This is a genomic window from Chryseobacterium paridis (assembly GCF_016595215.1).
Taxonomy (GTDB): Bacteria; Bacteroidota; Bacteroidia; order Flavobacteriales; family Weeksellaceae; genus Chryseobacterium; species Chryseobacterium paridis.
The window spans coordinates 269,965-296,395 of the sequence record NZ_JAENHK010000010.1 but is presented as its reverse complement, the minus strand read 5'-3'; the positions used below and the strand labels follow the sequence as shown (position 1 = coordinate 296,395).

Sequence of the window (26,431 nt, the reverse complement as noted above, 5' to 3'; positions counted from 1 at the left end):
TTGCAATGACCATGACAAAACCATACAAAACAGTTGTTGTAGACGATCATCCGATCATCACAGAAGGGCTCCAACTTCTTTTTTCAGAATCAGACGAGGTGAGTATCATTAAAAGTTTTAAAACCGGTGAAGCTCTTCTAGCTTATGAAAATCTCAGTAAAACGGATATTATTCTGCTCGATATATTCCTTCCAGATATCAATGGTATTGACTTGTGTCTGAAAATCAAAAAATCATATCCAAAAATAATCATATTGGCCATGAGCAGCCAGTCTGAACGCAGTATCATTCTACAAATGATCAAAAACGGAGCACAGGGCTATCTGCTAAAAAGCGCTTCTCCTGAAGAGTTTAAAACCTGTATAAGTAAGGCTATCACAGGAGAAATAGCATTTAGCAAAGAAGCAGAAAAAATCATTGAAAAGACAAGTGTTTATGATCTGAAAGCCATTCCAAGACTAACCCAACGGGAAAAAGAGATTCTCAATCTTTTGGCAGAAGGTAAATCTACTCAGGAAATATCAGATACTTTGTTCCTTAGCTATCTTACGGTACAAACACACAGAAGAAATCTGCTGAATAAATGTGAGGTCAGAAATGTGGTGGAGTTGCTTAATTTTGCACAAAAAAATGGTCTCTAACGTATAACATTAATCCATTATTAGAAACAAAAAAAGTACTATCGTAATGATAGTACTCTTCACCATAAATAAAAACAATTACTGTTTACTGACTTTTTTTGAAATAATTTTTCCGTTTTTAAGCTCTCCCTGCACGATGTATGTTCCATTCGGTAGGTTGGCTATATCAATTACTTTGTGATTGGGTGATTCTCGAACTACTTTCCCATCAAGGCTTATAATGTTAATATTTTTGATGTCTTCTTTTGATCGTATCGTTATAGATTGTGATGCCGGATTTGGATAAATAATAATTTCATCTTTTGTACTATCCAAATCTACAGTAGATAATGTGGGAGATGATGAAAAATAAGCTAACGATGGTTGTACAGTCGTCTGTCCATTGATGGTAAATGTATTAAATGCAACGGTAAGAACCGGTCCGTTACTTTCTGTAACCCATTGATAAGACTCATTAACGTAAGTAAACGTTGTTCCGCCGGTAACCTGGCTTCCATTTCTTATTCTTTTTATTCTTAATGCATTAGGGAAAGTTCCACTGGGTGTTATGACCGTTCCGTAACCATCTACCTTAAAATTTACCGTTCCTGTTTCCGTTGATCCTCCCGTATTGAATTGATAATCATCTGTAAATTCCTGCAGATAATTCACTGGAAACTTATAGTCGACCAAGGGATTCGTATACGTAATGATCACATTTCCTAATACACTAAAATTTCCAATGGTCGTTGCTTCTGTATCACTGTTTAGCAGGTAATCAAAATTATTATTCCCTACAAGTTCAGCGATTCTATTGGCTGTCGGAAATTTTGAACAATTGACCTGACCCGGACATGGAAATAATTTAGTTGTTATAGTTTGGCTCCCAACATACGTTGAAAAATCCCATGTCTGACCTGCTCCAGCCGGACCTGGACTTATCGATGTCGAAACGTTTACGTTATAAACAGTAGTGGTAGTATTGATTTTGTCAAGAGCTGCCCTCGTTACCGTTGGTTGGGCAGCAACTCCCACGCCTATTAAAAATAAAGAGGTAAAGATTAATTTTTTCATTTTGTTTTTGTTTGGTGTTGAAATAAGTGGTTATTATATCCTGAATGTTTTAGAAAATTCTAAAGAGGTTCAGGCTCCTTACATTACTCATCTTTTTATGAGTTATAAGAGCAAATTTATCCCGATACAGAGCTCATTCCAATACCTGTGAAAATGTATCTTTACTTACCTGTTATCAGGTATATTTTAGAGGTAAAGCTATCAGTTATCTCTTACAAAACAGGATACTTCTTTACCATACAATTCACAAATGACCTTTTATATTTTATTAAATTCAGTTTAATAAATATTTTTCGCCAATAATCTTTATACTAAATAAATTGAGTATTTTCACTTCTTTAAAAAAATCAACTATAATTTCTTTATTACAAATTCCATTTGAATAGAGGATTACCCGTCTGGTTTGGACAAAAAGAATCATATGAAAAAAGCAGGAATTATAGGTTACGGATGGCTTGGGTCACGAATTGCAAAAACATTATCAAAAGACTTTGAAATACATACAACGACAACAACTTTAGACAAAGAAGAGGATTTATTTTCTAAAGGATTCCATCCTTATGTTATTAATTTTCCGGATTACCTGTTGGCTGAAAAACATTCCCCATGGCAGGTGCTTAACGATCTGGATGTATTAATCATTACTATTCCCCTTTCGGGAAAAAATTGTTGTGCAAGCTCATTATATAATAGAATTCAAAATTTATTTTCTTTTATAGACGATTTCAAGGGTCAATTATTTCTCATGAGTTCTACTGGTGTATATGCGGATCTGAATCAGGAATTAACAGAAGAAGATATGTCATCTGATAATGTTCCGGGCGAAAGAATGTTTAAAAACAGATACCCAAAAGTTAATATTTTGCGGTTAGCAGGACTTATGGGAGATAACAGACTTTTAAGCAATTATAAGGTATCCAATGTAAACCTCTTCGTTAATCATATTCATTATGCTGATATCTGTTCTGTTATAGAAAAAATGATTAAACAGCAATCTCAATCCAAAATTTACAATGTAGCTGCACCCCTCCACCCTACAAAATCAGAGGTTATCACTATTCAAAAGAATATCGAGAGCTCAGATGAAATTGGAGAACCTGGTGGAAAAAGAATTTCATCAGCTAAATTAATATCTGAGCTGGATTTCGAATTTAAATATCCTGACCCCAGGTATTTTCATCAGGTAAATCCAACGTAAACTTCACACCAAACACCAAACCAATTATTATGAATGAAAATACTTCAATATGGAAAAAATTAAAAACCAGTCTCCTACGAATACAAAATGCATTAACACCTAACAGATCTGCATTAAAGGCAAGTGGTTTTGGTATCTTAATCAGTTCTGTCCTTTTTTTTATTCTGGTATCGGCAGATAAATTTTTGCCGTCTATAGGCTTTGGCAATTTCATTTTATTCCTGTTGGCTTCCTTTTTAGTGAGCTATCTTGCAGGTTGTCTTATGAGCTGGTTAGCAGGCTTAATCGGAAAAACGCCTCCTAATTTCAGGCGAGCTATAGGTTTTGTGCTATTCTTTTTCTTTTATTTCATTTTGCTTACCTCTACTTTCCGTTGGGTATTGATCGTCTTTCTTGTCGTTTTCCCTGCGCTTACTTTTGGAGCATTATTTTACTGGAAATCGAAAGCTCAAACATCCTGGTCTTCCCGTCAAAAAGTTTTTACTGGTGTTACCCTTTTCATTGGAATTCTGGGATTAGGTATTGGTGGTTATTATTATTTTAATGGAGGAAGCTCCCAACCTGCTTTAAAAAATTATAAAATGTCCGGGAAACTTCCAGCTCCTATTGAGGCAGTGAACCCTGCCCTTCCCGGTCAATATAAGGTTGGATTTCTAAGTTATGGATCAGGAAAAGATACACGCCGCTCCATCTACGGTAAGGATGCTCGTATTATCACTCCATCCGTTGATGGATCACTTCTTTTGAAATCATGGAATGGCATTTCGGGTAAATTACGTACACATTATTTTGGGTTTGATAAAAGTCAACTGCCTTTAAATGCAATGGTCTGGTATCCTGAAAATTTTAAAGGGCAAGCCCCATTGGTACTTATTGTTCATGGAAATCATCTGGCTCAGGACTGGTCAGAAGAAGGATATGATTATCTGGGAAAACTATTGGCCAGCAAAGGATACATCGTTGCGTCCGTAGATGAAAATTTCCTGAACACCAGTTTTACTGATCTTGATCAGAAAGGTTTTAAGGATGAAAATGGTGCCCGCGGCTGGTTGATGCTAAAACATCTCCAACTCTGGCGAAAATGGAATAAAGACCCTTCCAATCCGTTTTTTAATCGCATCAATATGGATCAGATTGCGTTGATTGGTCATTCAAGAGGTGGAGAAGCGATGTCTCATGCCGCATTGTTCAATAAACTTCCTTATTTCCCTGACAATGCCAATGAAGTATTTGATTTTAATTTTAATATAAAAGCGTATATTGCTATTGCTCCGGTAGATGGCCAATACCAACCGGCGTCGATATTGGCACCTTTAGAGGATATTAATTATTTCGTTATACAGGGTGCTCATGATATGGATATGCAGTCTTACGGAGGACTTGCTACTTATAAACGCATCCAGTATTCTCCGGGATATCAGGGATTCAAAGCGGGCTTATATGTCAATCAGGCTAACCATGGCCAGTTCAATACTTCGTGGGGAAAATATGATTCAAGCAGTCCTTATATCAATCAGTTTAATATGACTAATCTGATGCCTGAGGATGAACAACAGCAGATTGCCAAAGTCTACATCAGTGCTTTTTTAGATGTCAATTTGAAAGGAGAAACAATCTATAAACCACTTTTTACGGATTATCGTTTTGGACGTAAATGGCTTCCGAACCATATTTACTTCAATCAGTTTGAAGACAGTCAAACTACATTTGTTGCCCGTTATGAAGAAGATCTCAATTTATCTACAGCCACTTTACCTGGAGTAAGCATTAGTACTGAAAACCTGAGTCTCTGGAAAGAATCCCAACAAAAATTAATGTGGGATGGTCTTATGTCCCGTGCTGTAATTGTGGGCTGGAATCATAAAGAAACAGCAAACAAAACAGGCAGATACACATTCAATTTTAATGAAAGCACAGGTCTGGATTTAAAAGGCAAAGCTCTAGCATTCAATCTTGCAGAAAGTGATGAATCATCTTTGGCACCTAAAAAAGGACAAAAGAAAAATGATGATAAAAAAGAAGAGCCAGCAAAAACAGATCAGCAAAAAAAGGCGATCGACTTCAGTATTATACTGACCGATCAAAAAGGTACACAAGTTCGTTTTCTTCTCAGTGATTGTGCTCCTTTGCAACCACAGTTGAAGAAAAATATCACCAAATTTGCCTTTTTTAATGATTATGTCAATGCAGAGGCCATTCCTGATTACTTTTATTTTGATCTTGATACCCTTCAAAAAAAATATCCTGCACTTGATTTGAATGGTTTGAAATCCATTTCCTTTATCTTTGATAAGACTCCGGAAGGTGTCATTATTTTAGATGACGTGAGTTTTGTAAAACTCTCAGGTTCTTTGAATTAGCTATTTGGAATTATAATTATTTAAAAAATAAGAATGGATATTAAAAATTTTGCCACGCAATGGATTAATGCCTGGAACTCACATCAATTAGATGATATCCTCAGTCATTATGCCGATGATATTGAAATCACAACTCCTATGATCAGAGCATTTACTTCCGGAGAAGATACCCTCAAAGGGAAGGAAGCGGTTAAAAAGTATTGGCAGAAAGCTCTTGAAAAGGTTCCGGACCTGCATTTTGAATTGTATGATGTAACGTATGGAATTAATTCCATCGCTCTCTATTACCAATCAATTATGAATAAAAAAGCAATTGAAGTGATGTTCTTTAATGAGGAGGGTAAAGTATGTAAAATGTATGCGTTGTATACTGATTAATGGGAGCATTCTTGAACCACCCCGTCAAATCTTTGATTTGACACCCCTCCGAGGGAGGGGAATTATAGTTCTTTGATTGTTTTGGAGGGGAAGAATTACTGTTTTTCAGAAAACTTGTGTGGGCCTATATAAAAGATCACAACTTAACAATAGCTAAATTAAAACAATGGAAAATAAAAAAGCATTACTTATAATAGATATTCAAAACGATTATTTTGAAGGAGGAGCCAATCCTTTGGTTGGGAGTTTGGAAGCCAGTTTCAATGCTAAAAAACTATTGGAAGACTTCAGAAAAAAATCACTCCCAATTATTCATATCCAACATCTTTCCAACAGAGAAGATTCTACATTTTTCATTCCCAATACAAAGGGAGTTGAAATCCACGAAAATGTAACCCCAATTGATGGAGAAAAAATAGTCACTAAAAACTATCCCAACAGTTTTCAAAAAACAGATTTGCTTGATTATCTGAAAACACATATGATCAGTGAATTGGTAATTTGTGGTATGATGACCCATATGTGTGTAGATTCAACCACAAGAGCAGCCAAAGATTTTGATTTTACCTGTACTCTCATTGGAGATGCCTGCGCTACTAAAGATCTGGAAGTTCAGGGAAAAAATGTTGCAGCCCAGGAAGTTCAAAAATCTTTTATTGCTGCGCTGGCTTACTTCTATTCCACTGTTAAAAATACCGATGAATATGTAAAGGGTATTTAACTTGAATCTCCAACAGCCAATTCTTAAATTATAAACAGCCATATGGCTGTTTTTTTTAATCCCAATTTTAAAGTTCTATGCAGATTACTGATTAAATCTTCTCGACATAGAAAAACCACCTGGACTACATACTTATATTTTTCTGGTCCCAAAAATAGGTTTTTATGCAAAATACCTTTGCATACAAGTTAAGTGTAGATTTCATTTCCAGAAAGGAAATGGTCATAAAATTAAATCAATTTACAGTATGTCAAAAGTATTAATTATAAATGCCAGTGCTCGTAAGGAAAGATCATTGAGCAGACAGCTTACCAACGTATTCGCCAAAAGCTGGAATGAGAAATATCCCAACGATCTCTTTCTCCATCGGGAAGTTGGACAAGAAAATATCCCTCATGTAACAGAGAGGTGGATTGCAGGAGCTTTCAAACCAGCTCACCTAAGAAACGAAGAAGATCATGAAGTACTCCGGTTGAGTAACGAATTGATCTCAGAATTAAAAGACTCTGACATTATTGTAGTGGGTACACCCATGTATAATTGGTCAGTGCCCAGTACATTAAAAGCTTATATAGACCAGGTTTTACGGGTGAATGAAACTGTTTTGGTTCGTAAAGACAATCCTGAACAACCATACCTAGGACTATTGAATGGTAAGAAAGTTTACCTGTTGCTGGTTCGTGGAAATACAGGCTATGGTCCTGGTGAAATCCGTGAACATATGGATTTTCAAACCAATTACCTAAAGACAGTATTCAGCATCATGGGAGTAGAAGATATCGAATGTATTACGCTGAACGATATCGATCACCTCCAAAAAGAAACACTGGATCAGGTGAATGATCAAATCAGACAGCTGATTAATTGTCAAGACAACGTATTATCAGTATTACCATAGAAGATAAATCATATATCCTCGCAAACATCATTTTTCATCATCGATATTTTATTAAAAATCAAAAAATATGACTTCAGAATTGATAGCAACCTCGATAAGCGGTTTGGCCTGGACGATTGTATACATAGCGCTTACATATCGTGGTATAAAAGATAAGTCATATGGAATGCCTCTCATTCCTCTTGCATTGAATTTCGCCTGGGAAATGGTATTCTCTCTGGTATATCCTCCTGCGGCAACGGGAATAGCAGGAGCTTTGATCAATGGTATCTGGATGATATGTGATATTGGAATCATAACGACCTATTTTATGTATAGCTATCCATATTTTCATCGTCGTTATAGTATTTCAAAAACAGAATGGATGGTGTATTCGGCTCTTGCTTTTATAGTATCTTTTGGGATTATGTTGACAGGAGGTCCATTCTTTGGACAGTTTAATAGTTATTTTAAAGCAGATATATTTCAGGGTGCTATTTTTATTGCTTACGTACAAAATCTAATAATTTCTGTGTGTTTCCTTTTGATGATTTGGGAACGCAAAGGCAGTGAGGGACAATCTTTAACCATCGGTGTTTTCAAATGTATTGGCACAGGATTCAGCGTAGGGATCTATTATCTCTTTACCCTTCATCATGGAAAGGCTCATCTTATGAATATTATCATTGGCTCTACTTTCATTCTCGATCTTATTTACATAACAACCATTTTCAAACAGTTGAAACAGGAAGGTAGAAATCCATGGAAAAGATTGTAAACTTCCGGTTTCATTTCCAGACATATATCAAAAATGAAAAATAAATATTCTAAATCCAGAAGATCTTTTATCAAAAAAATGGCTGCTGGTTCATTATTGCTATCTTTAAGTCCATTAATGGGGTTAGCCCGTATAACAGAAAAACAAACTGATATGACAGAGAACAACGATAACAAACTTCTACTGGGAATGGTTGTATTTGAAGGTTTTGAATTGCTTGATACTTTCGGACCCTTGGAGATGTTTGGCTCATTAAGGGACAAGGTAGAAATCGTAATGATAGGTCAACAGCATGGTTCAGTTAAAAGCAGTGCAGGACCTGCGGTAGTTGTAGACCGTACTTTTGAAGAAATCAAAGCTTTGGATATCCTGATGATACCCGGCGGAGGCGGAACCAGAAAGGAGGTTAACAATCAACCTTTCCTGGATGCTTTAAAAAAATTAGGTGAACAAACTCCTCATGTTGCTTCTATTTGTACCGGAGCTGCCTTATTAGCCAAGACAGGATTGATTGATGGTATTAAAGCAACCACCAATAAACGGGCATTTAAATGGGCTACAAGTCAAAGTGATCAGGTGCTATGGATCAAAGAGGCTCGCTGGGTCGAAGATGGAAAATTTTTCACTTCTTCCGGCGTTTCGGCAGGAACAGATATGGCATTAGCTCTTATAGAAAAGCTTTTTGGATATGATGTAGCAATGAATACCGCCAATGGTGCAGAATACATCTGGAATAAAGACCCTCATTATGATCCATTTGCAAAACTCAACGGTTTACTGGATTAACGAAAAATCATTTTTTTCTGGAGCATTGAGAAAAGCTAAACTGGTCCCCTAAGTGTATTGGTTTTAAAGATAATTTTAAAACATCAAATTGTACAATAACATTTAAAAGCAATACAAAATGGTTAACATTTCAAAAGAACAGGGATATCTAACATTGATCAATGTTTTCACTGTCGCACCAGAAAAACAGGACGAGTTACTTAATCTGCTTATTTCGTGTACAGACGAATTTATTTCAGACTGTCCGGGGTTCATTTCAGCCAGCTATCATAAAGGAATCGATGGAAAAAGTGTGGTACTTTATGCACAATATGAAAATATGGAAGCTTTTCAAGGGGTTATCAACAGCGAAGGAGGGAAACGTATGGTTTCTGAAGGCAGTCAATTAGCAGAATCTGCACAACGCAGTTTTTGTAATGTATATGACACAAGAGAAGCTTAATAAGCAAAGAAAAAGGCAACAGATAATCTCTGTTGCCTAATCTTCCAATAGCAGGCTCCATTTACAATAGCCTGACCCGTTCTTCTTCCAGATCAATCTGGTAAATCTGCCAATTGATATATTCTTCGTGTACTTCTGTATCCTTATTGAGTTTTGATAAAAACTGACGTTGACTTTCCAATAATTCCAGGTAATTCTGTTTGGTCTGCTCCGTCATTCTCAAATGTTCGGGCTGGCTGATCTTATACTCCCATTGATCAATCATCTTCTGAAGATGAGGGTCATCATACTGCCCTTTCTTTTGTTTCTCTTTCAGCAAACGTATGGTCTCTACCACCAGATGATTTTTCACTTTCATTTTTGCTTCATCTTCTGGTAATTCTCTACCATAATCGAACAAGTTTGACCTTTCAATGATGAGCGGAAGGGTTAACCCCTGAATAAGAAGTGTAAAAAGTATAACGGTAAAGGTTACAAATAAAATAAGATTTCTGTGAGGAAAAGCTTCTCCACCTGGTAATGTCAGAGGAATAGATAAGGCAGCTGCTAACGACACCACTCCCCTCATCCCGGTCCAACCCAATAACAGAGGTAAAGCAAATATTCTTCGCCAGCTTAAACCTCTTCCTGGGGTAACGCTGGGCCTGAACAGAACAGTTGCGATCAAGGCTGCATAAGAAGAGATCATCCGGGTAGCAATTAGAATAACCGTAACAAGAGCACCATAAAAAATAGCAGTTCTTAAAGGGATTCCGTCTGCTCTAAGCCCTTTCACAATTTCCGGAAGAGCCAAACCAATGATCATGAATACAATACCATTGAGAATAAAAATCAAGGCCTCCCAAAAACTGAGCCCTTTGATCCTGCTGGCACTGCTAAGAAAGGAAAGCCTTCTGGTTGATAGAAATAATCCACCAGCAACTACCGCCAGCACACCAGAGCTATGAACCTGCTCTGCAGCCCAATACAGTAAGTAAGATTCAACCAGTGTAAATACAATATCTGAAGGGGCATCTGTAGGTAATCTTTTATGAGCCTGTATAAACAACCAACCTCCTAAAAGTCCTATTCCAATTCCTCCTATTACCATCCAGAAGAAATCCGTGATCGCCGTCTGGAAAATAAACTGCCCTGTTCCTATAGCTACTAAAGCAAATCGGACGATAATAAGGGATGAAGCATCATTCAATAAACTTTCGCCTTCCAAAACAGCAGCAGTAGATTTTGGAATTCTTACAAATTTCATAATAGCTCCTGTACTTACAGCATCAGGAGGTGAGACGATTCCCCCTAGCAGAAAGCCTAATGCAAGGGTAAAACCAGGGATAAAATAATTAGCGATTAATGCAACAGTAAGTGCTGAAAAAAAAACAACTAAAAAAGCAAAACTCCCAATGATCCGCCACCATTTTTTCATTTCTTTAAATGAAATACTCCAGGCGGCCTCAAAGAGAATAGGCGGCAGGAAAATAAAGAAGATCAGATCCGGATCGATCTGTATGGTTGGCAGTCCCGGAATAAAACTGATCAACAGCCCCGCTACAACCAAAAGTATAGGGTAGGCAATCTTCAGCTTTTCAGCCAACATTTCTATCAGCACAATTGCTATAATCAGTGCCAACATGAATGGTAATAACTCGTGCATATTTGTTAATCGTGTTTGAAATAATTAATTAAACCAATTTGATTTTAAAAATAAGATTTTAACAGATAACTTTCAAGAAAAACTATGTATAACACTTAAAATCAAGGTCTATTCCTCATCGTACAGAGAATTAAATCTTACATTTATAGAACATTTATTCTAATTATTTTGCCAACAAAACCAAAATAAAGTTGAATCATTAATCATTCACAAAATATAATTCTAATACAATGAAAACAGTAGAAATTACTACGGATAAAGGTTATTCCATTTCTGCAAATATCTATGAGGTACCAGAAAGTAAAAATACCCTTATCATATCATCTGCTACAGGAGTAAAACAGTCTTATTACAAAAAATTTGCAGAATTCATTGCACAGACAGGTATTTCGGTAATTACCTTCGATTATTTAGGTATTGGAAAATCCCTGAAGCAACCCCTTAAAAATTTAAAAAATAATACAGTCGATTGGAGTAAAACTGATTTAAGCTCAGTCATAGCCTATGTAGAAAAATACAATCCTGGAACAAAGATCACTTTATTGGGTCATAGTATCGGAGGACAATTGATTGGATTATCCCCATCTTCGACAGCTGCTCATAAAATTATCCTCGTTGCCGCACAAAGTGGATATTGGAAATTTTGGAATGGCTTTCAAAAATATAAGCTATGGTCTTATTGGAAAGCATTCTTCCCTCTTCTTATCAAGATGTTCGGATATCTGCCATCAAAGAGAATAAGTGGTATGGAAAATTTGCCAAAAAATGTTGCTAACCAATGGGGAAGTTGGTGTTTATCTCCTAATTATCTGTTCGATCATATAGAGGAACAAAATCTGTTTTTTAAAAACATAACAGCCCCTCTAACCTCCATAAGTATTGAGAATGATCATTTTGCACCAAGAAAAGCAGTGGAATGGTTAGCTGGAAAGTATGAGAATGCTTCTGTTAAAAGAATTCATCTTATGGCAAAAGATTTTAACACCAATGATATAGGGCATTTTGGTATTTTTCGGGATAAATTTAAAGATAATATCTGGCCGTTGCTCTTGAAAGAAATAGACTAATTCCTATGATATCAAATTCATAAATGATCTTAGAAATAGTAAATATTGAGACGCATAACGTTAAAGTATTATCTTTGTTTCTGCAATGCAAAACCAATCTATCCATACCTTTTATAACAATTACATTGCTAATAAAGAAATTGAAACCAATAGCTTTTTGGGATATTTTGATATGTTGTTATGGAAAGATTTTAAAAATGATCTCTCTGCCTGTAAGACACTCCAGCGAAAGCACGTCTATAAAATTGCTCTTATAAATGGTCAGGCAACTTACCATTCCAATGATCAGATATATCATGTTTCAGGAAAAAATATCATTTTCATCAATCCCTTGACCCGCTGTAGCTTTTCCACTGAAGATTTAAATTTTGACGCCAGATATTGTATTTTCAATGAGGATTTCCTGAGAGGAACGGATAAAGTATCGATTAGTGATTATCCTGTTTTTTCAGGTGAAGATCTATTTATACGAAGCCTGCAGAATAATGAATATGATGATTTAGTCCAACTGTATGAATTGATTCATATTGAATCAAAATCTACCTATCTTTTTAAAGAACAGGTTATTCGAAACAAGCTTTTTGACATTATTCATTATACCCAGAAGCTTGATCCAAGTCTAACAATAAAATCTCTGCATTCAAAAGATTTATATGATCATTTTATGGGTATCCTGGAGTTCGAATTTACTGATATTAATATTTCTAATCCGTTGAATGATAAGTCTCCTTCTTATTTCGCTGATCGACTAAATACAAGCCTCAGCCGTTTAACAAGAGCATCGAAAGCGGCAACTGGAAAAACAACACAAGATCTCATTCATGAGCGTATTGTAACAGAAGCTAACATTATGTTACGGCATTCCGCTTACACGATGAAAGAAATTGCCTGGAGTCTTGGTTTTCAAGAAGTCTCTCATTTCCTAAACTTTTATAAAAGGAAAACAGGCAATACTCCTTTGTCTTTTAGAAATAAGTAATTTTTTTGCAGCTTTTTGCAGCTATTTTGCATCAGTAAAATAAATTGATGACCCTACTTTTGTTATAGTTTTTAAATGAAAATTAAAACAATGGAAAAATCATTTTTAGTTATTGGAAAAGGTGAAGTAGGTCAAGCAATATTGAATAGTCTTGAGAGTTACCGACAAAAACACAACTTTCAAATAGGTGTACTTATTCAAAGATCAAAGGATACAACTGACGAAATACATAAAAACCCAGCGTTCGGCAATTTTATTATTGAACCTGCAGATCTTGTCACGGATAGTATTGAAGAATTATCTTCAATTTTCAAAAAATATGATACGGTAATCTGCTGTAGTGGCTTTGCAGCAGGAAATGGTATTCAGATCAAAATTACAAAAGCCGTTTTAGATGCTGGTGTAAGACGATATATTCCCTGGCAATTCGGAGTCGATTATGATCAAATAGGCAGAGGAAGTGCTCAACCTACATTTGACGAGCAACTTGATGTTCGTGATTTATTAAGATCTCAAAATAAAACCCATTGGCTCATCATTTCTACCGGTATGATCACCAGTTTTCTATTTCGGGAAGACTTTGGCGTTGTAAGTCTCAAAAACAAAACGGTTCACGCACTCGGCAGCTGGGATCATTCACTTACGTTAACCGCTTGTGAAGATATTGGAGCATTAACTGCAGCCGTTTTATTTCATCAGCCAGAACTACTTGACCAGATTATTTTTGTCGCTGGTGATACGCTTACATTTGAAGAAATTGCTTTACAACTGGAATCATTATTTGATACTCCATTCGATCGGAATCTTTGGAGTATACCAGTGTTGAGAGAAAAACTGGAAAATGATCCTATCGATATTTTCAATCGCTATCGCCTTGTATTCACCAATCCTGGCGTTACATGGCCAATGTCTAAAACATTCAATGATAAGAATAATATAGCAACTAAAGGAATTAAAGAATGGGTCAGGGAAAACATTATCAAATAGTATACATTGGATCAACTGTAATTTAAAACAAAATGCACTACATATTTTGTAGTGCATAATTCTATAAAAGGTAATTTATTTTTGGACAGCTAATAAAAATTTAAAACATAACACATATCACTTATTGATCGAAACAAATCTACTCTAGGAATATGAGAGTAGATTTCTTTGATTACACGAATTGAAATTGGGTTATTATTAAGTCTATTTATAATAGTGCCCTACTTCTATCATCAGATTTTCAAAATTGAAATAGAAGCCGAAGCTATCTCTTATCTTGCTGGGTTCCTGTTCGCCTACAATACCGGCAGCTTTTAAGCGTTGGTAAATAGCTGTCACTTTCTCTGTACTTTCCAACATAAAACCAATGTGGAAAGCATCAGGATATGCCGTGCTTCCTTCCCTGCTTTTCATAATAACAAGCGTAAAATCCCCTTCTCCTTTTAATACTGTGATGATATAATCTCCTTTAATATCTACACATTTAAAATTGAAATACGTTTCAAAGAATTGTGTTGTTTTTTCAACGTTGGCAACAACTAAATTGATATGGTTAAGCTTCATCTCCTTTTTGTTAAAAAAAGTGAATTTAGTTATTATTTTTTGAATCTAATAGAAAGGGGGATGAATTTGTAGTTTCAGAGAAATGTATAAGAGCTCATGTGAAATGTATAAATAGAATCTGCCTGCTTTTAGGAATTTTGCTGTAGAATTTTAAAAATATCAACAATGCAAAAAACCATATTAATCACAGGAGCCTCTTCTGGCTTTGGTAGAGAAACGACTAAATTATTCCACAACAATGGATGGAATGTTATCGCTACAATGCGATCACCTGAAAAGGAAAAAGAATTAAGTCAATTAGAAAATGTATTCGTTATCCATCTTGATGTCACGAATAAACAGAGCATTCAAGATGCTGTAAATGCGGGAGTGCGTAAGTTCGGAACAATTGATGTTTTATTAAATAATGCAGGATATGGTGCTATTGGTAGTCTTGAAGCCGCAACCGATAAAATCATTCGACAACAGTTTGAAGTTAACCTATTTGGACTTATTGATGTTACAAAAGCAGTACTTCCATATATGCGCAAAAACAAGGAAGGTGTTATCATCAACATATCATCTGTCGGTGGCAAAATCACATTCCCATTTGGATCGCTGTATCATGCTACAAAATTTGCTGTAGAGGGACTTACAGAAGCCATTCAATATGAACTTAATCCATTAGGCATCAAACTTAAAATCATTGAACCCGGTAGTTACAGAACTGATTTTGGGAACCGTTCATTAACCATGTTTGGAATTGAGGGCTTTACCGACTATCAGCCAACCTTTGATAAGCTAGCCGCATTCGCCAGCATACCGGATAGAGGGAATAAAAATATTAATGAAGTAGCCGAAGTTATTTATGAAGCAGCAACAGACAATACAGAAAAGCTACGATATCCGGTAGGTGAAGATGCTGTCAATCTGATCCGTACAAAAGAAGAATCTGGTGATGTAGAATTTAAAAAGATTATGATGAGCCGTATTGGCTTGTAAGAAGTCAGAAGCTCAGACTATTGTCTGAGCTTTCTGTTTATTGTACATTTATACTATATTATATGAATAATATGCCAACATATAAAAACATCCTTAGTATTAGTGAAGCTTACAGGTTAGTAGGCTTACCACAACCCAAGCACCCTCTCATTTCAGTTTTTGAGCTTTCAAAAAACAGAGAAACTGATTATCGAAATAGCGATGTCTTTTACACTTTAGGTTTTTACACGATTTATTGCAAAACTTTCAGAGGTATTTTAAACTATGGTAAAGGGCACTATGATTTTGATGAAGGTTCATTAATGTTTACAGCCCCTAATCAGGCAGTCTCTCCGGGTCCTGATATTGATTGTGAAGAAGGATGGGGACTTTTCTTTCACCCGGATTTGATCAATTCCACCAGTTTAGGGAAGAAAATCAATGATTATTCTTTTTTTAATTACGATACTAATGAAGCACTCCATGTGTCAGAAGATGAGAAATTAGTATTAAGAGACTGTATTTCAAAAATTGAAAAAGAGTACTCCCAAAACATAGACAAACACACACAATCTCTTATTGTCAACAATCTTGAGTTGTTATTGAATTATTGTGACCGTTATTATGATCGTCAGTTTTTAACAAGACAGAAAATAAGTAAGGATATTGTTCAGAAATTTGAAGTATTACTCAAAGAATATTTTTCCAGGGAAAGTCTTATTGAAACGGGATTACCAAACGTTAAATATTTTGCTTCCAAATTAAATCTCTCATCCAATTATCTGTCAGATTTATTAGGGAAATATACAGGCAAAACCACACAGGAACATATCCATTTACAATTAGTTGATAAAGCTAAAACTTTGTTGTGGGGAACAGAGCGATCCATTAGTGAAATTGCCTATGATCTGGGCTTCGAGCATCAGTCCCATTTCACTAAACTCTTTAAAACAAAAACGGGGGTCTCTCCTACTGATTACAGATCGTTGGGTTAAGTATTTTACAGAGGAATTCCATTGTTTGTCATTTCGAGTAGGTTTTGTAAAAACCGTATCGAGAAATCTGTAGATTCAAAAGATCTCGATACATTTTTCTTCGAAAAACACTCGATCTGACGGTAAATCAATTTTTTGTCAGTGTAGATTTTTTTATAAGATTTTTTATGCATCTCTTTTGTCATTCTGAAAGAATCTAAACATTATTATTAAAAAAACTATACCTTTTGCTAATGCTTTACTGTGCCTAGATTCTTCCAGAATGACAAAGGCGGAAATTAAAATGAAACTGATAAAAAAATCTTTGATTTTTCCAAAAACTTAAGTGTACTTCTTATACAGGTTAATGGAACTTAAAGAAACTAAAGTGTTTAAAACTTTTGTGACTTTTGGCTACGTCGAACCTTCGGTTTGTAGTTTAATTTTAACCACAGATGACTCAGATTTACACAGATGTTGATGAATATTATTTACAAATATTTGTTGTACGTCATTTCGAGTAGGTTTTTGTAAAACCGTATCGAGAAATCTGTATATTCAAAAGATCTCGATACATTTTTCTTCGAAAAACATTCGATCTGACGGTAAATCAACTTTTTGTCAATATAGATTTTTTTATAAGATTACTCCTTGAAATTTTATGCATCTCTTTTGTCATTCTGAAAGAATCTAAACATTATTATTAAAAAAACTATACCTTTTGCTAATGCTTTACTGTGCCTAGATTCTTTCAGAATGACAAAAGCGGAAATTAAAATGAAACTGATAAAAAAATCTTTGATTTTTCCAAAAACTTAAGTGTACTTCTTATACAGGTTAATGGAACTTAAAGAAACCAAAGTGTTTAAAACTTTTGTGACTTTTGTGGTTTGATTTTAACCACAGATTACTCGGATTTGCACAGATGTTTATGGTTATTTTAGTTCTCGCAGATCTTGCTGATTACGCAGATTTTTTGGTTTTCTTATCAACTTAAGATTCTGCTACTTTACAGTACAAAAAAACCAGAGTATATAAACCTGGTTTTTTCATGTAAAATTGACAATGTTAATTTGTCAGATTATTTCTGTATTGTGCTGTGTCATTATTTTGCTGACACCTCTTTCGCTGCTTTCATAATTACGGCTGCTACTTTTTGAGGTTGAGAGATAAAAACTACATGACTCCCTTTGATCTCTGTAACTTTAGTATTAGAACGTTTGTACATATTACGTTGGATATCCGGGTTAATGCTTTTATCATCAGTTGCTACAATACCATAAGTTGGTTTGTTTCTCCATGCTGCGTCTGTAACTGGAGCTACAAAACACTGACCATAGAACGCTCCTTGTGAAGCATACATAAAGTTGGCTAAATCATCACTCACATCTGCACAAAAACCTGCATGAAATTTTGCTTTATCATAGTAAACAATCCCATTTTTATCTGGAGGCAATATTCCATTTTCCGGTGCAGGTTTCATAGTTTGAGCCCACTGTGAGGTTGTTTCTCCATTATCCGGTTGGAAAGCTGCAATATAAACCAAACCAGCTACGTTTGGGTGATTTCCTGCCTGAGTAATCACAGTTCCACCCCACGAATGTCCTGCAAGAATCGTTGGACCGTCCTGAGCATCCAATGCCAGTTTTGTTGCTTTCACATCATCTTCAAGAGAGGATAATGGATTTTGTACTACCGTAACATGGTAACCTTGTTTTGTAAGGATATCATAAACCCCTTTGTAACCTGAGCCATCTGCGAAGGCGCCATGTACCAATACTACATTTTTTACTGTTTGTGCATTTACTACTGCAGTTGTTGAGAAAATAGCGGTTGCTAATGCTATGATTCCGCTTTTTAATGTACTCATAAAAGTTTGCTTTTTCATTTTTTTAGTTGTTGAATTTCTTGTTCTAATCAACAGTACAAAGGTGCAATGAAAAAGAAACGTATGCAGTGAGCTTATTCCCCGGTTAGTTGTAGTTATTTCCCTTCTTTGAATATTTCCAGTGAATTCCTGAAGTCAGAAGGCGATACCCCTGCATTTTTCTTAAAAAAATTGGAAAAATAAGATACGTCTTCAAAACCAAGTTCATACGTAATGTTCTTTACAGATCGATCGGTATAAAGAAGAAGACGCTTAGCTTCGAGAATGATCCTGCTTTGAATGATCTGCGAAGGTGTTTTCTGTTTGTAGATGGCAAATAGATTGGATAAAGTTTTCGGGGACTTGAAAAGTTGCTCTGCATAAAAACTAACAGAATGTTCTGTTTTAAAATTCGCTTCTACCAGTAGGTTAAACTTCCTGAAGATATAAAATCGGTCTTCCTGACTTTTCACAACTGGGACGTATTCTGACTTAGCCAAACCAGTCACGTAAATAATCAACCGCTTCAACAGAACAAGCAGCATTTCATTTTGAATAAGATCGGAAGTTCCGAATTCTTCAATAAAAATATCAGATAAGAGTTGTAATTTTTTTTGACCGGATTCATCCAGCTTTACCATCATATGATCCGTACTGCTGAATAAAAACCCCACACAACTGACCTCACTATCATGATCAATAATACAATAGAATTCTCTATTAAACTGCCAAACAATGATTGTTGAAGAATCCTCAAAACTAAAAGACTGATTAAAGAGAAGAGTTAGCAAAGAATTGGAAGCAAATTCATATTCTGTTCCATCAACGGTAACCTTCTGACTTTTGCCAGGATTCCATGCAATGGTAAAATATTTATTGAACCGGTCTCTGGTAAAAAACAATCGGTCGAAACCGGATTCGTCTCTAAAGAACATTAATTCTCCACCTGTATTTTCTTCCTTAATTTTAAGTTTCATGTCTAGTCAATTCTGGATTTAAAAGTACGAAACGAGAATAAAAGGGCAAAGTACAATTGTCCTTTCATTTATCATTTTTCTTCTCTACAATTTAAAACATATTTGCTTTCTGTAATCAGGGCAATGATTATTAAAAACATAGTCTTTCAAAAAGATCCTTTCTATTGTTAACATTTCGCAAAGTAGATAAGAATTATGTTTTTGATAGAAAAAATTGTATTAATTTCACATGAAAATAGAGTGTAATGAAGGTTTTGGAAAATATAGCTTTATCAAGTTAAAAGTTTTTGTATTCCATCCTTATTTATATTTTAATTCCAACCGTTATAAAATGCCTAAAAAATATATCCTCCCTTCCGAATTATCCTGGTTATCTTTTAACGACTGTGTTTTACAGGAAGCAGCTGATAAAACGAATCCTTTGTACGAAAGAATAAAGTTCCTTGCGATTCATTCTTCGAATCTGGATGAATTTTACCGGGTAAAGATCAGTGATCTGCATTCGATTCCTGAAAAAAGTGATCTGTTTGAGAAAGTCAAAAAGGAGATCAACCGCCAACAAAATACATTCGGTTCGGTATGGAAAAAGCAGATTGTTCCGGAACTTCAGGAAAACAAGATCATCTATTACGAAAATCAGTCATTGCTCCCTTTGCATTCTGAAGAGATCGAAAATTATTTTAAAACAACCATTCTTTCGTATGTACAAATCGTTTATTTGTCAGAGGACGAAAATCAGGAATACTTTTTAAATAACAGGCAGCTTTATTTATTGATCAGATTAAAAAATAAAAGCGGTGCTGTCAGCTATTGTTATATCAATATCCCATCTGATAAGCTGAACCGATACAAAGTATTAAGCCCTATCAAGGGAAAGAATTATATCATTTCTATAGACACCATCATTAAAAAATGTCTGCATTATATATTTCCTGATCAGGAAACCTCTACAGCATTTGCGATCAAACTTAACCGGGATGAAAATTATCTGATCGAAGACGAAGCAAGTGGAAATCTGGTATCCAAAATCAAAAAGAAGCTTCAGGAACGGAAATCAGGTTCATCAACAAGGTTTTTATATGATTTTAATATGCCGGAAGAAATGAAGGAGCTTTGTAAAAATGCATTCCACCTGAAGGATTACGAAATGATCGAAGGAGGTACCCATCACAACTTTTTTGATCTGTTTAAATTTCCAAACCCCAATTTTCCGGATCTTCAAAATGAGAATTTCCCACCGCTGAAACATCCGCCATTTGAAACGAAAAAATCAATATTTGAAGTGATTGATGAGGAAAACCAACTGATCCATTTCCCGTATCAGTCTTATCATTATGTCCTACAGTTTTTTAATGAAGCCGCTATTCATAAAAATGTAACGGAAATAAAGGTGACACTTTATCGTATATCCTCACAATCACTCATTGCCAATGCGCTGATCAGTGCAGCAAAAAACGGAAAAAAAGTAACTGTTTTTGTAGAGGTGAAAGCACGATTCGACGAAAACAATAACCTTTTCTGGGCCAATGAAATGCAAAGGGCCGGAATCAGGATTATTTACAGCATGCCGAATCTGAAAGTACATGCTAAAGTCGCCCTGTTAACAATGAGGAATGGTGAGAAAACAAAAAATTACGCCTATCTCTCTACAGGAAATTTCAACGAGAACACAGCAGAAACATACACTGATTTTGGCTTTTTCACCTCTCAAAAAGAATATACGGATGATCTGAAACAGGTATTCAGATTCTTTAAGACCAAAGAAAAAAATTATCCTATTTCCAATTTGTGGGTCGCGGGATTTAATCTGAAAGAAAATATTTTACAACATATTGATACTGAAATACAGAATGCTAAAAACGGAAAGAAGGGGGCTGTATTCATGAAGATCAATGGGCTTAACGACAAGGAAATCATAAATAAACTGATTGAAGCCAATAACGCAAAAGTTGAGATTACCCTGATTGTAAGAGGAATCTGTACTTTATTGCCAGGAATTAAAGGCTTTACCGAGAATATTAAAATTTATAGAATTGTAGACCGCTATCTTGAACATTCGCGTATCTATCAATTTCATAACGACGGAGCAGAAAAAATTTATCTTTCTTCAGCAGATATGCTTAGCAGAAACCTCAACCGCAGGATAGAAGTTGCCTTTCCTATAAAAGATAAAGAAATCATGCAGGAGATTAACACTATTATCAGCATGGAGCTGAATGATCATACCAAAAAGAGGGTCATTAACAATAAAGGTCAGAGTATTTCCGAAGATCAGGCCGGGCAACCGGAAAGCTCATCTCAACGAGCTACTTATCTTTGGTACAAAAAGAAAGAAAAAAAATCCAAGAAAAAATAACTGGTTCTACAAACACAATCGTGAAATCACTGCTGTATCCAAACTACTTTTTTTAGGCAATACAATGGACCATGCATGTCCTTTTGATACCCAGGATATGGATTGATATTGTGGGAAATTGATAAAGCTACAAACGATAACGTTTCCTTTATGCTCAATATCCTCAATTTCATATAAATGAAAAGGTGTCATAAGACCGGTTTTCAAAACTTTGGACAGAGCTTCTTTAATCGTCCATAAAATGGTAAGGCTTTTGTTTTCATCAGCATTAATGTCTGAAAGCTTGTCTTTCTCATAGGAAGTAATAATTCCTTTGATGGTATCTGCCTGCTCGGCATTAACAGCTTCTACGTCGACCCCCATCGGATGTCCTTCCGGAAAAACCACAGCTATCCCCATTTCTGTAGTATGAGAGATACTTAACTGTATGTTTCCGGCTTCGGACAGATAAAGAACAGGTTGCTGAAATATCCCGGCTCCTATTCTTGTCTCTGTTAAAACCACATCATTCATAAAAACACTTAATGCCGTTTTAGCGGCGTATCTGCCCAGCAAATAACTGTGCTGAACTTTAGGTAGCTTTAATGTACCAAAAAAGTCCAGTTCTTCTTGATGCAAAAAAGAATGTCGTATTTCTTTCAAGTGAGCCAGCGAATGCTGAGTTACTGCAATAGCAGCAGGATGTAAACCATCTGCTCTCTGTAAAGCTAATTTTTCAACCGCACTATTATTTTGTATGGATACATTCATAGCAATAAGTTCATCATCAATAAACGTATAAAATTAGCATTATTATTTGAAAGCAAAAGGATCAGGTTGGTTTTTCCGCATTCTGAAATCTGTAAAAGCATCTCTCCTGTTCAACAGGAAGTAGATGTTATTATGCAGTAAAAAACCTAATTCTTTTCCCGGTGTCTCTCCAAACGAGTGTCCCGGCCAAATCAAAGTGTGTTGAGGTACATACTGTTTTATAAATTGTACAGAATCATACAATGAATTGATGCCGCTATTGTCACAGATTCCTACCCCTTCAATAAAAATAGTATCTCCGGTAAAACAATGTCCATCGATCAGATAGCAAACACTTCCTTTCGTATGTCCCGGAGTTAGCAAGGCTGTTACATTAAAATCACCTACCATCACCTCCTGCAAATGTTGGATGGCAATGAGGTTCGGGCATGTAAAATCATACTGTCTGATTTCGATTGAAGACATATACACCGGAACTCCGTAATACACCGCAAAGGTTGAAGCCAGATCTGTATGATCATGGTGAGAATGGGTCAATAAAACCCCTTTCAGCATAATGTGATTCTCTTTCAAAAAATTGCTGATCAAGTCATAATCCCACGCCGGATCGATCAATATTCCGGAATGGTTATTATGAATGAGGTAACATTGGTTTTTAATGCCTTGACCTGATACAAGGAAAACTTCTACTTTCATCTTTTTATATTTATTTTTTAAGATCAGATGGAATGCCCATCATCACTTCCCTGGGTGTCAAAAAATTTCTGACATGGATGTTTCATACTACTGTATCTTTTATTTTGTGCTGTACTTTTTCCAGCTGTTCCATTTCTCTTCTGTAAGGGCTCATAATGGTAAGTACCTCAGAAGAAGTTCCGGGTTGCAGATTGTATTTAACAAATGCGGCACTGGTTCCCGAAGGTCCCATGTCTATATACAGACAGGGACCTTTGGCTTCCAGAAGATCAATTATTTTTGTAAAATTGGTGTATTGACTAACCGCTTGCCAGAAGTAGTCATCACTTAATTCACTGAGTTCTTTTGCTTCAAAACCTGATATAAATCCCTTGGCAGGAGCTTTAAAAACACTGGCTGAACTGCTGTACTGATCGAAATCTGCTTTTGCAGTTTTCATTAATGGAGAATGGAAAGGAACATTGACCGGCAAACGAAAAGTACTCATTCCTTCTTCAGACAATTTGCTTTCAAAAACCTCTAAATGAGAAGTTTTACCTGATAAAGTAAAATGTCCTTTAAAATTATCTGATGCAAGAAATAGCTGATGTTGTTCATAGAGACTTCTCAGTTTTATTTCTTCGGCAAAAACGACCAGCATTCCCCCTTCAATATCAGCACGACAGATGGATTTAGCTTGTTCTATAGCCGCTTCAATAGCACTTGCAGCATCCCATACTCCACTCGCAACACCTGCTGCAAATTCACCCAAACTGTTACCCGATATAAAATCCGGCTTAATTCCCATTTCCAATAGAACTTCATACAAAGCAATCTCAACGGCAACAATTGCAGGATGGGTGATCAACAAATCATCGAACGTTTCTTCTGTGTTGGTATACAGTTCATCAATCAATGAGTAGTTGAGCTGCTTGTGTACCATTTGATCCAGCTTTTCAAGACAGCTTTTAAATTTCGGATGCTGTTCGTACAATTCCCGTCCCATCCCGCGATAGTGGCTTCCCTGTCCGGAAAATAAGAATACAATATGTCTTTTTAACTCGTTTTCTGTCATCTAATTATTTACCATTAATGCCGTGTTTTCTAATAATTTAGCTGCTCCCACCATAATATTGACTCCAATCTCATCAACATGGCGTTTTTTCCAGCTTTCCATTGGAGTCCCTTTCACCCATTGATTAAATGCTCCTAGCGCAGAACCTGTGTGGATCTGGAAATTGGCTTTATTCTCAATATTTCCTTCAAAAGCCAGTCTATTGGTATACCCAAAATACCAACGGAAGACCAGTGCCATTTTATTTTTAGGATTCTGCTCTGCTTTGGTAATCTCAGCTTCAGCTCCCACGTTTCTACAATATTCGCGTACTTCATTCCATATTTCACTGATGCTTTTTTCGAAATACGTTTTCTCTAACTGCGTTAAGGTCTTTTCTGGGATCTCATCTAAACTGTTGTACTGATTGTATAAAGCGTATAGCTTATTTGCTCTTGCAGCAAACAACACTCCCCTTCTAAGTACCTGCACTTTAGCACCAATTTCAAACATATCACCTGCCGGCGCATAGTCGGTATCCTGTACATTGATGTCCTGTAAAAGGTCTTTTACGGCATCACTGGTTCCTGCCTCTACCGTACATTGATTCACTGAGCCGGTTACAATAAAGTCAGCTCCCATAATGTAGGCACATGTTGCTGCCTGAGGTGTACCGATTCCACCTGCCAATCCAACTCGTATTCCTTTATCATAACCATATTCCGTCATAATATCTGCTCTTAAACGTTGGATAGATGGTAATAAAACCATAGCAATTCCACGATCGGTATGTCCACCTGAATCCGCTTCAACACAAATATCATAGCTCATCGGTACTTTTTTAGAAAGTGCTGCATGTTCTGCTGTGATCAACTCTTCTTCCAGAAGGTGTCTCACAATTTTTTCGGGGGCAGGACGCATAAAAACTTCTGCTACTTCCGGTCTGGAAACTTTGGCAATAATGTTATGCTTACATATTACTTCACCGTTTGATCCTTTTTGTAGACCTTTTAATCTGTAATACACCAAAGCAGGCATCATCTGCATATAAGCTGAAGCTTCAATATTCGTTACTCCATAAAGAAGTAAAAGCTCAATAGCTTTCATTTCAGAAGCCGGATCATTTAAATTATGTAAGAAGTTAACGCCATACGGTTCTCCATTGGTCAGTTCTTCCTGAATTTTAATAATATTCTTTTCTATTTCTGCTAATGGCATTCCTCCTGTTCCCAAAAATCCCATGAATCCTGTTTTTCCCAAGCGTACTACTAATTGAGGAGAAGCAATTCCTCTGTACATGGATCCTGCAACGTAAGCGTATTTAAGACCATAATCTTTACGGAATTCATGGCTTCCCAAGCGGGTGGAAAGACATTCTTTTTTTGAAGCTTCCCCGTTAACCTTACCATTCACTGATCCGTTAACATGAGGTTTGGCCGTTTCGATTACAATTTCCTCTTCATGGATCAATGGCGTACAGTTTTCTGTAATTTCATTGACCATTTTAGTTAAAATGACACTCCCTATTTCTTCATATTCTGTAACTCCTTTCCCCATTAAAGTCCGGATGGTATCCGTCCACTGTACTGAGCTTTCAATCTGTTGAGCCAAAAGCTCAATGATCTGTCCGTCAGGATAAGGCTTTGCCGTAACGTTTGCGATCACAGGAGTCTGCAAGGCTGAAAAGTTAAAATTATGAAGATATTCTTTAAACTCTGTAGCTGCAGGTTTCATATATCTTGAATGGAAAGGAGCACTAACAAAAAGAGGAAATATTTTAATCTTGCGTTCTTCAAATTCCTGCACGATCCTGTCAATGGAATCCTGAGGTCCCGCTATTACAATCTGAGTCGGAGTATTGATATTGGCGATATCTATATCGCTGTATCCTCCTTCTGCTAAAAGTTTTTGTACGGCATCCACCTTAAGTCCCAATACCGCTGCCATTCCACCTCCGGATGCCGCAGCCATCAATGCTCCCCTTTTCTGAACCAGCTTTAATCCGGTTTCAAAGCTGAATGCTTCTGCTGCTAACAGGGCATTATATTCTCCCAGACTGTGTCCAATGAAAAAGTCAGGTTTACTTCCTGATGAATTGGCATAATGGGTAAATGCATTTACCGTATATAATGCAGGTTGTGTAAATTGTGTTTTACCCAACTGGCGTTCAGGATCTTTGACGCATAATTCTTCAAGGTCGTACCCTAATATTTCTGATGCTAAAATTGTTTCTTCTCTGAACTGATTGAACAGGTCTTTTCCCATTCCTTTGTATTGGGATCCCTGACCCGGGAACATTACTGCTTTCATATGCTAATATTTATTGTTTTTATGGTCATATG

The 26,431-nt window shown here is 36.1% G+C and carries 24 protein-coding genes; 15 read left to right on the top strand and 9 right to left on the bottom strand.

The annotated features are described in order from the left end of the window. Positions 1-11: 11 nt before the first annotated feature. On the top strand, positions 12-641 hold the full coding sequence (locus tag JHL15_RS10805; protein ID WP_200245688.1) for a response regulator: 630 nt from the start codon (positions 12-14) through the stop codon (positions 639-641). Positions 642-719: 78 nt separating this feature from the next. Here the strand turns inward: JHL15_RS10805 and JHL15_RS10800 are convergent, their stop codons facing one another. Beyond that, complete coding sequence (locus JHL15_RS10800) at positions 720-1,694, bottom strand: T9SS type A sorting domain-containing protein (protein WP_200245686.1); 975 nt, start codon at positions 1,692-1,694, stop codon at positions 720-722. Between the two features lie 421 nt (positions 1,695-2,115). On the opposite strand from JHL15_RS10800, the gene JHL15_RS10795 reads away from it, so the two are divergent. The 8 genes from JHL15_RS10795 (at position 2,116) to JHL15_RS10760 (ending at position 9,234) form a co-directional block, all read left to right on the top strand. After that, the gene (locus tag JHL15_RS10795) at positions 2,116-2,892 is read left to right on the top strand and encodes a Rossmann-fold NAD(P)-binding domain-containing protein (protein WP_200245684.1); all 777 of its coding nucleotides are present in this window, start codon (positions 2,116-2,118) and stop codon (positions 2,890-2,892) included. 29 nt (positions 2,893-2,921) lie between these two features. Beyond that, a complete protein-coding gene (locus JHL15_RS10790) occupies positions 2,922-5,252 on the top strand; it encodes an alpha/beta hydrolase family protein (protein ID WP_200245682.1) in 2,331 nt (776 codons plus the stop codon). A 33-nt stretch (positions 5,253-5,285) separates the two neighbouring features. After that, positions 5,286-5,630 (top strand): nuclear transport factor 2 family protein, encoded by a 345-nt coding sequence (locus tag JHL15_RS10785; RefSeq protein ID WP_200245681.1) that lies wholly within the window; start codon positions 5,286-5,288, stop codon positions 5,628-5,630. A gap of 166 nt (positions 5,631-5,796) precedes the next feature. Next, positions 5,797-6,351 (top strand): cysteine hydrolase family protein, encoded by a 555-nt coding sequence (locus JHL15_RS10780; protein WP_200245680.1) that lies wholly within the window; start codon positions 5,797-5,799, stop codon positions 6,349-6,351. Between the two features lie 247 nt (positions 6,352-6,598). Beyond that, a complete protein-coding gene (locus JHL15_RS10775; RefSeq protein ID WP_200245679.1) occupies positions 6,599-7,249 on the top strand; it encodes an FMN-dependent NADH-azoreductase in 651 nt (216 codons plus the stop codon). Between the two features lie 67 nt (positions 7,250-7,316). Then, entirely contained in the window at positions 7,317-8,006 is a 690-nt protein-coding gene (locus tag JHL15_RS10770; RefSeq protein ID WP_200245678.1) for a transmembrane-type terpene cyclase, read from the top strand. Positions 8,007-8,039: 33 nt separating this feature from the next. Continuing rightward, positions 8,040-8,792 (top strand): DJ-1/PfpI family protein, encoded by a 753-nt coding sequence (locus tag JHL15_RS10765; protein WP_200245677.1) that lies wholly within the window; start codon positions 8,040-8,042, stop codon positions 8,790-8,792. 118 nt (positions 8,793-8,910) lie between these two features. Next, a complete protein-coding gene (locus tag JHL15_RS10760) occupies positions 8,911-9,234 on the top strand; it encodes an antibiotic biosynthesis monooxygenase family protein (protein WP_200245676.1) in 324 nt (107 codons plus the stop codon). 61 nt (positions 9,235-9,295) lie between these two features. On the opposite strand, the gene JHL15_RS10755 is transcribed toward JHL15_RS10760, so the two are convergent. Further along, complete coding sequence (locus JHL15_RS10755; RefSeq protein WP_200245675.1) at positions 9,296-10,879, bottom strand: Na+/H+ antiporter; 1,584 nt, start codon at positions 10,877-10,879, stop codon at positions 9,296-9,298. A 230-nt stretch (positions 10,880-11,109) separates the two neighbouring features. Here JHL15_RS10755 and JHL15_RS10750 point away from each other — a divergent pair, with 230 nt between their 5' ends. From JHL15_RS10750 to JHL15_RS10740, 3 genes are all read left to right on the top strand, one after another. After that, on the top strand, positions 11,110-11,946 hold the full coding sequence (locus JHL15_RS10750) for an alpha/beta hydrolase family protein (RefSeq protein ID WP_200245673.1): 837 nt from the start codon (positions 11,110-11,112) through the stop codon (positions 11,944-11,946). Positions 11,947-12,031: 85 nt separating this feature from the next. Next, positions 12,032-12,925: a helix-turn-helix domain-containing protein gene (locus JHL15_RS10745; RefSeq protein ID WP_200245670.1), complete on the top strand. Its 894-nt coding sequence runs from the start codon at positions 12,032-12,034 to the stop codon at positions 12,923-12,925. Positions 12,926-13,000: 75 nt separating this feature from the next. Beyond that, positions 13,001-13,912 (top strand): aromatic alcohol reductase, encoded by a 912-nt coding sequence (locus JHL15_RS10740; protein WP_317193030.1) that lies wholly within the window; start codon positions 13,001-13,003, stop codon positions 13,910-13,912. Positions 13,913-14,116: 204 nt separating this feature from the next. On the opposite strand, the gene JHL15_RS10735 is transcribed toward JHL15_RS10740, so the two are convergent. Continuing rightward, the gene (locus tag JHL15_RS10735) at positions 14,117-14,476 is read right to left on the bottom strand and encodes a VOC family protein (protein WP_200245666.1); all 360 of its coding nucleotides are present in this window, start codon (positions 14,474-14,476) and stop codon (positions 14,117-14,119) included. Between the two features lie 165 nt (positions 14,477-14,641). Here JHL15_RS10735 and JHL15_RS10730 point away from each other — a divergent pair, with 165 nt between their 5' ends. Beyond that, entirely contained in the window at positions 14,642-15,457 is an 816-nt protein-coding gene (locus JHL15_RS10730) for an SDR family oxidoreductase (protein WP_200245665.1), read from the top strand. Between the two features lie 71 nt (positions 15,458-15,528). Beyond that, the gene (locus tag JHL15_RS10725; protein WP_200245664.1) at positions 15,529-16,431 is read left to right on the top strand and encodes a helix-turn-helix domain-containing protein; all 903 of its coding nucleotides are present in this window, start codon (positions 15,529-15,531) and stop codon (positions 16,429-16,431) included. A 1,084-nt stretch (positions 16,432-17,515) separates the two neighbouring features. On the opposite strand, the gene JHL15_RS10720 is transcribed toward JHL15_RS10725, so the two are convergent. Together JHL15_RS10720 and JHL15_RS10715 are read right to left on the bottom strand one after the other, a co-directional pair. Beyond that, on the bottom strand, positions 17,516-18,298 hold the full coding sequence (locus JHL15_RS10720; protein ID WP_234047749.1) for an alpha/beta hydrolase: 783 nt from the start codon (positions 18,296-18,298) through the stop codon (positions 17,516-17,518). A 95-nt stretch (positions 18,299-18,393) separates the two neighbouring features. Further along, positions 18,394-19,254, bottom strand: coding sequence for a helix-turn-helix domain-containing protein (locus JHL15_RS10715; protein ID WP_200245663.1), 861 nt, complete (start codon positions 19,252-19,254; stop codon positions 18,394-18,396). Positions 19,255-19,483: 229 nt separating this feature from the next. On the opposite strand from JHL15_RS10715, the gene ppk1 reads away from it, so the two are divergent. Beyond that, on the top strand, positions 19,484-21,610 hold the full coding sequence (ppk1, locus tag JHL15_RS10710) for a polyphosphate kinase 1 (RefSeq protein ID WP_200245662.1): 2,127 nt from the start codon (positions 19,484-19,486) through the stop codon (positions 21,608-21,610). A gap of 6 nt (positions 21,611-21,616) precedes the next feature. Here ppk1 and JHL15_RS10705 read toward each other — a convergent pair whose 3' ends face one another. The 4 genes from JHL15_RS10705 to fabD form a co-directional block, all read right to left on the bottom strand. Then, positions 21,617-22,360 (bottom strand): 4'-phosphopantetheinyl transferase family protein, encoded by a 744-nt coding sequence (locus JHL15_RS10705; protein WP_200245661.1) that lies wholly within the window; start codon positions 22,358-22,360, stop codon positions 21,617-21,619. 42 nt (positions 22,361-22,402) lie between these two features. Next, a complete protein-coding gene (locus tag JHL15_RS10700) occupies positions 22,403-23,056 on the bottom strand; it encodes an MBL fold metallo-hydrolase (protein WP_200245659.1) in 654 nt (217 codons plus the stop codon). An 82-nt stretch (positions 23,057-23,138) separates the two neighbouring features. Next, positions 23,139-24,110: an acyltransferase domain-containing protein gene (locus JHL15_RS10695; RefSeq protein ID WP_200245657.1), complete on the bottom strand. Its 972-nt coding sequence runs from the start codon at positions 24,108-24,110 to the stop codon at positions 23,139-23,141. Next, positions 24,111-26,399, bottom strand: a complete 2,289-nt coding sequence (gene fabD, locus JHL15_RS10690) for an ACP S-malonyltransferase (RefSeq protein WP_200245655.1) — start codon at positions 26,397-26,399, stop codon at positions 24,111-24,113. Positions 26,400-26,431 lie beyond the last annotated feature (32 nt).

Bases quoted from the DNA above. Each gene is read 5' to 3' on its own strand.
- ppk1 (WP_200245662.1), top strand. From the start codon at position 19,484: ATGAAAATAGAGTGTAATGAAGGTTTTGGAAAATATAGCTTTATCAAG.
- JHL15_RS10725 (WP_200245664.1), top strand. From the start codon at position 15,529: ATGCCAACATATAAAAACATCCTTAGTATTAGTGAAGCTTACAGGTTA.
- JHL15_RS10775 (WP_200245679.1), top strand. From the start codon at position 6,599: ATGTCAAAAGTATTAATTATAAATGCCAGTGCTCGTAAGGAAAGATCA.
- JHL15_RS10700 (WP_200245659.1), bottom strand. From the start codon at position 23,056: ATGAAAGTAGAAGTTTTCCTTGTATCAGGTCAAGGCATTAAAAACCAA.
- JHL15_RS10780 (WP_200245680.1), top strand. From the start codon at position 5,797: ATGGAAAATAAAAAAGCATTACTTATAATAGATATTCAAAACGATTAT.
- JHL15_RS10750 (WP_200245673.1), top strand. From the start codon at position 11,110: ATGAAAACAGTAGAAATTACTACGGATAAAGGTTATTCCATTTCTGCA.
- JHL15_RS10765 (WP_200245677.1), top strand. From the start codon at position 8,040: ATGAAAAATAAATATTCTAAATCCAGAAGATCTTTTATCAAAAAAATG.
- JHL15_RS10760 (WP_200245676.1), top strand. From the start codon at position 8,911: ATGGTTAACATTTCAAAAGAACAGGGATATCTAACATTGATCAATGTT.
- JHL15_RS10735 (WP_200245666.1), bottom strand. From the start codon at position 14,476: ATGAAGCTTAACCATATCAATTTAGTTGTTGCCAACGTTGAAAAAACA.
- JHL15_RS10800 (WP_200245686.1), bottom strand. From the start codon at position 1,694: ATGAAAAAATTAATCTTTACCTCTTTATTTTTAATAGGCGTGGGAGTT.
- JHL15_RS10720 (WP_234047749.1), bottom strand. From the start codon at position 18,298: ATGAAAAAGCAAACTTTTATGAGTACATTAAAAAGCGGAATCATAGCA.
- JHL15_RS10740 (WP_317193030.1), top strand. From the start codon at position 13,001: ATGAAAATTAAAACAATGGAAAAATCATTTTTAGTTATTGGAAAAGGT.
- JHL15_RS10705 (WP_200245661.1), bottom strand. From the start codon at position 22,360: ATGAATGTATCCATACAAAATAATAGTGCGGTTGAAAAATTAGCTTTA.
- JHL15_RS10790 (WP_200245682.1), top strand. From the start codon at position 2,922: ATGAATGAAAATACTTCAATATGGAAAAAATTAAAAACCAGTCTCCTA.
- JHL15_RS10730 (WP_200245665.1), top strand. From the start codon at position 14,642: ATGCAAAAAACCATATTAATCACAGGAGCCTCTTCTGGCTTTGGTAGA.
- JHL15_RS10805 (WP_200245688.1), top strand. From the start codon at position 12: ATGACAAAACCATACAAAACAGTTGTTGTAGACGATCATCCGATCATC.
- fabD (WP_200245655.1), bottom strand. From the start codon at position 26,399: ATGAAAGCAGTAATGTTCCCGGGTCAGGGATCCCAATACAAAGGAATG.
- JHL15_RS10785 (WP_200245681.1), top strand. From the start codon at position 5,286: ATGGATATTAAAAATTTTGCCACGCAATGGATTAATGCCTGGAACTCA.
- JHL15_RS10715 (WP_200245663.1), bottom strand. From the start codon at position 19,254: ATGAAACTTAAAATTAAGGAAGAAAATACAGGTGGAGAATTAATGTTC.
- JHL15_RS10770 (WP_200245678.1), top strand. From the start codon at position 7,317: ATGACTTCAGAATTGATAGCAACCTCGATAAGCGGTTTGGCCTGGACG.
- JHL15_RS10745 (WP_200245670.1), top strand. From the start codon at position 12,032: ATGCAAAACCAATCTATCCATACCTTTTATAACAATTACATTGCTAAT.
- JHL15_RS10795 (WP_200245684.1), top strand. From the start codon at position 2,116: ATGAAAAAAGCAGGAATTATAGGTTACGGATGGCTTGGGTCACGAATT.
- JHL15_RS10755 (WP_200245675.1), bottom strand. From the start codon at position 10,879: ATGCACGAGTTATTACCATTCATGTTGGCACTGATTATAGCAATTGTG.
- JHL15_RS10695 (WP_200245657.1), bottom strand. From the start codon at position 24,110: ATGACAGAAAACGAGTTAAAAAGACATATTGTATTCTTATTTTCCGGA.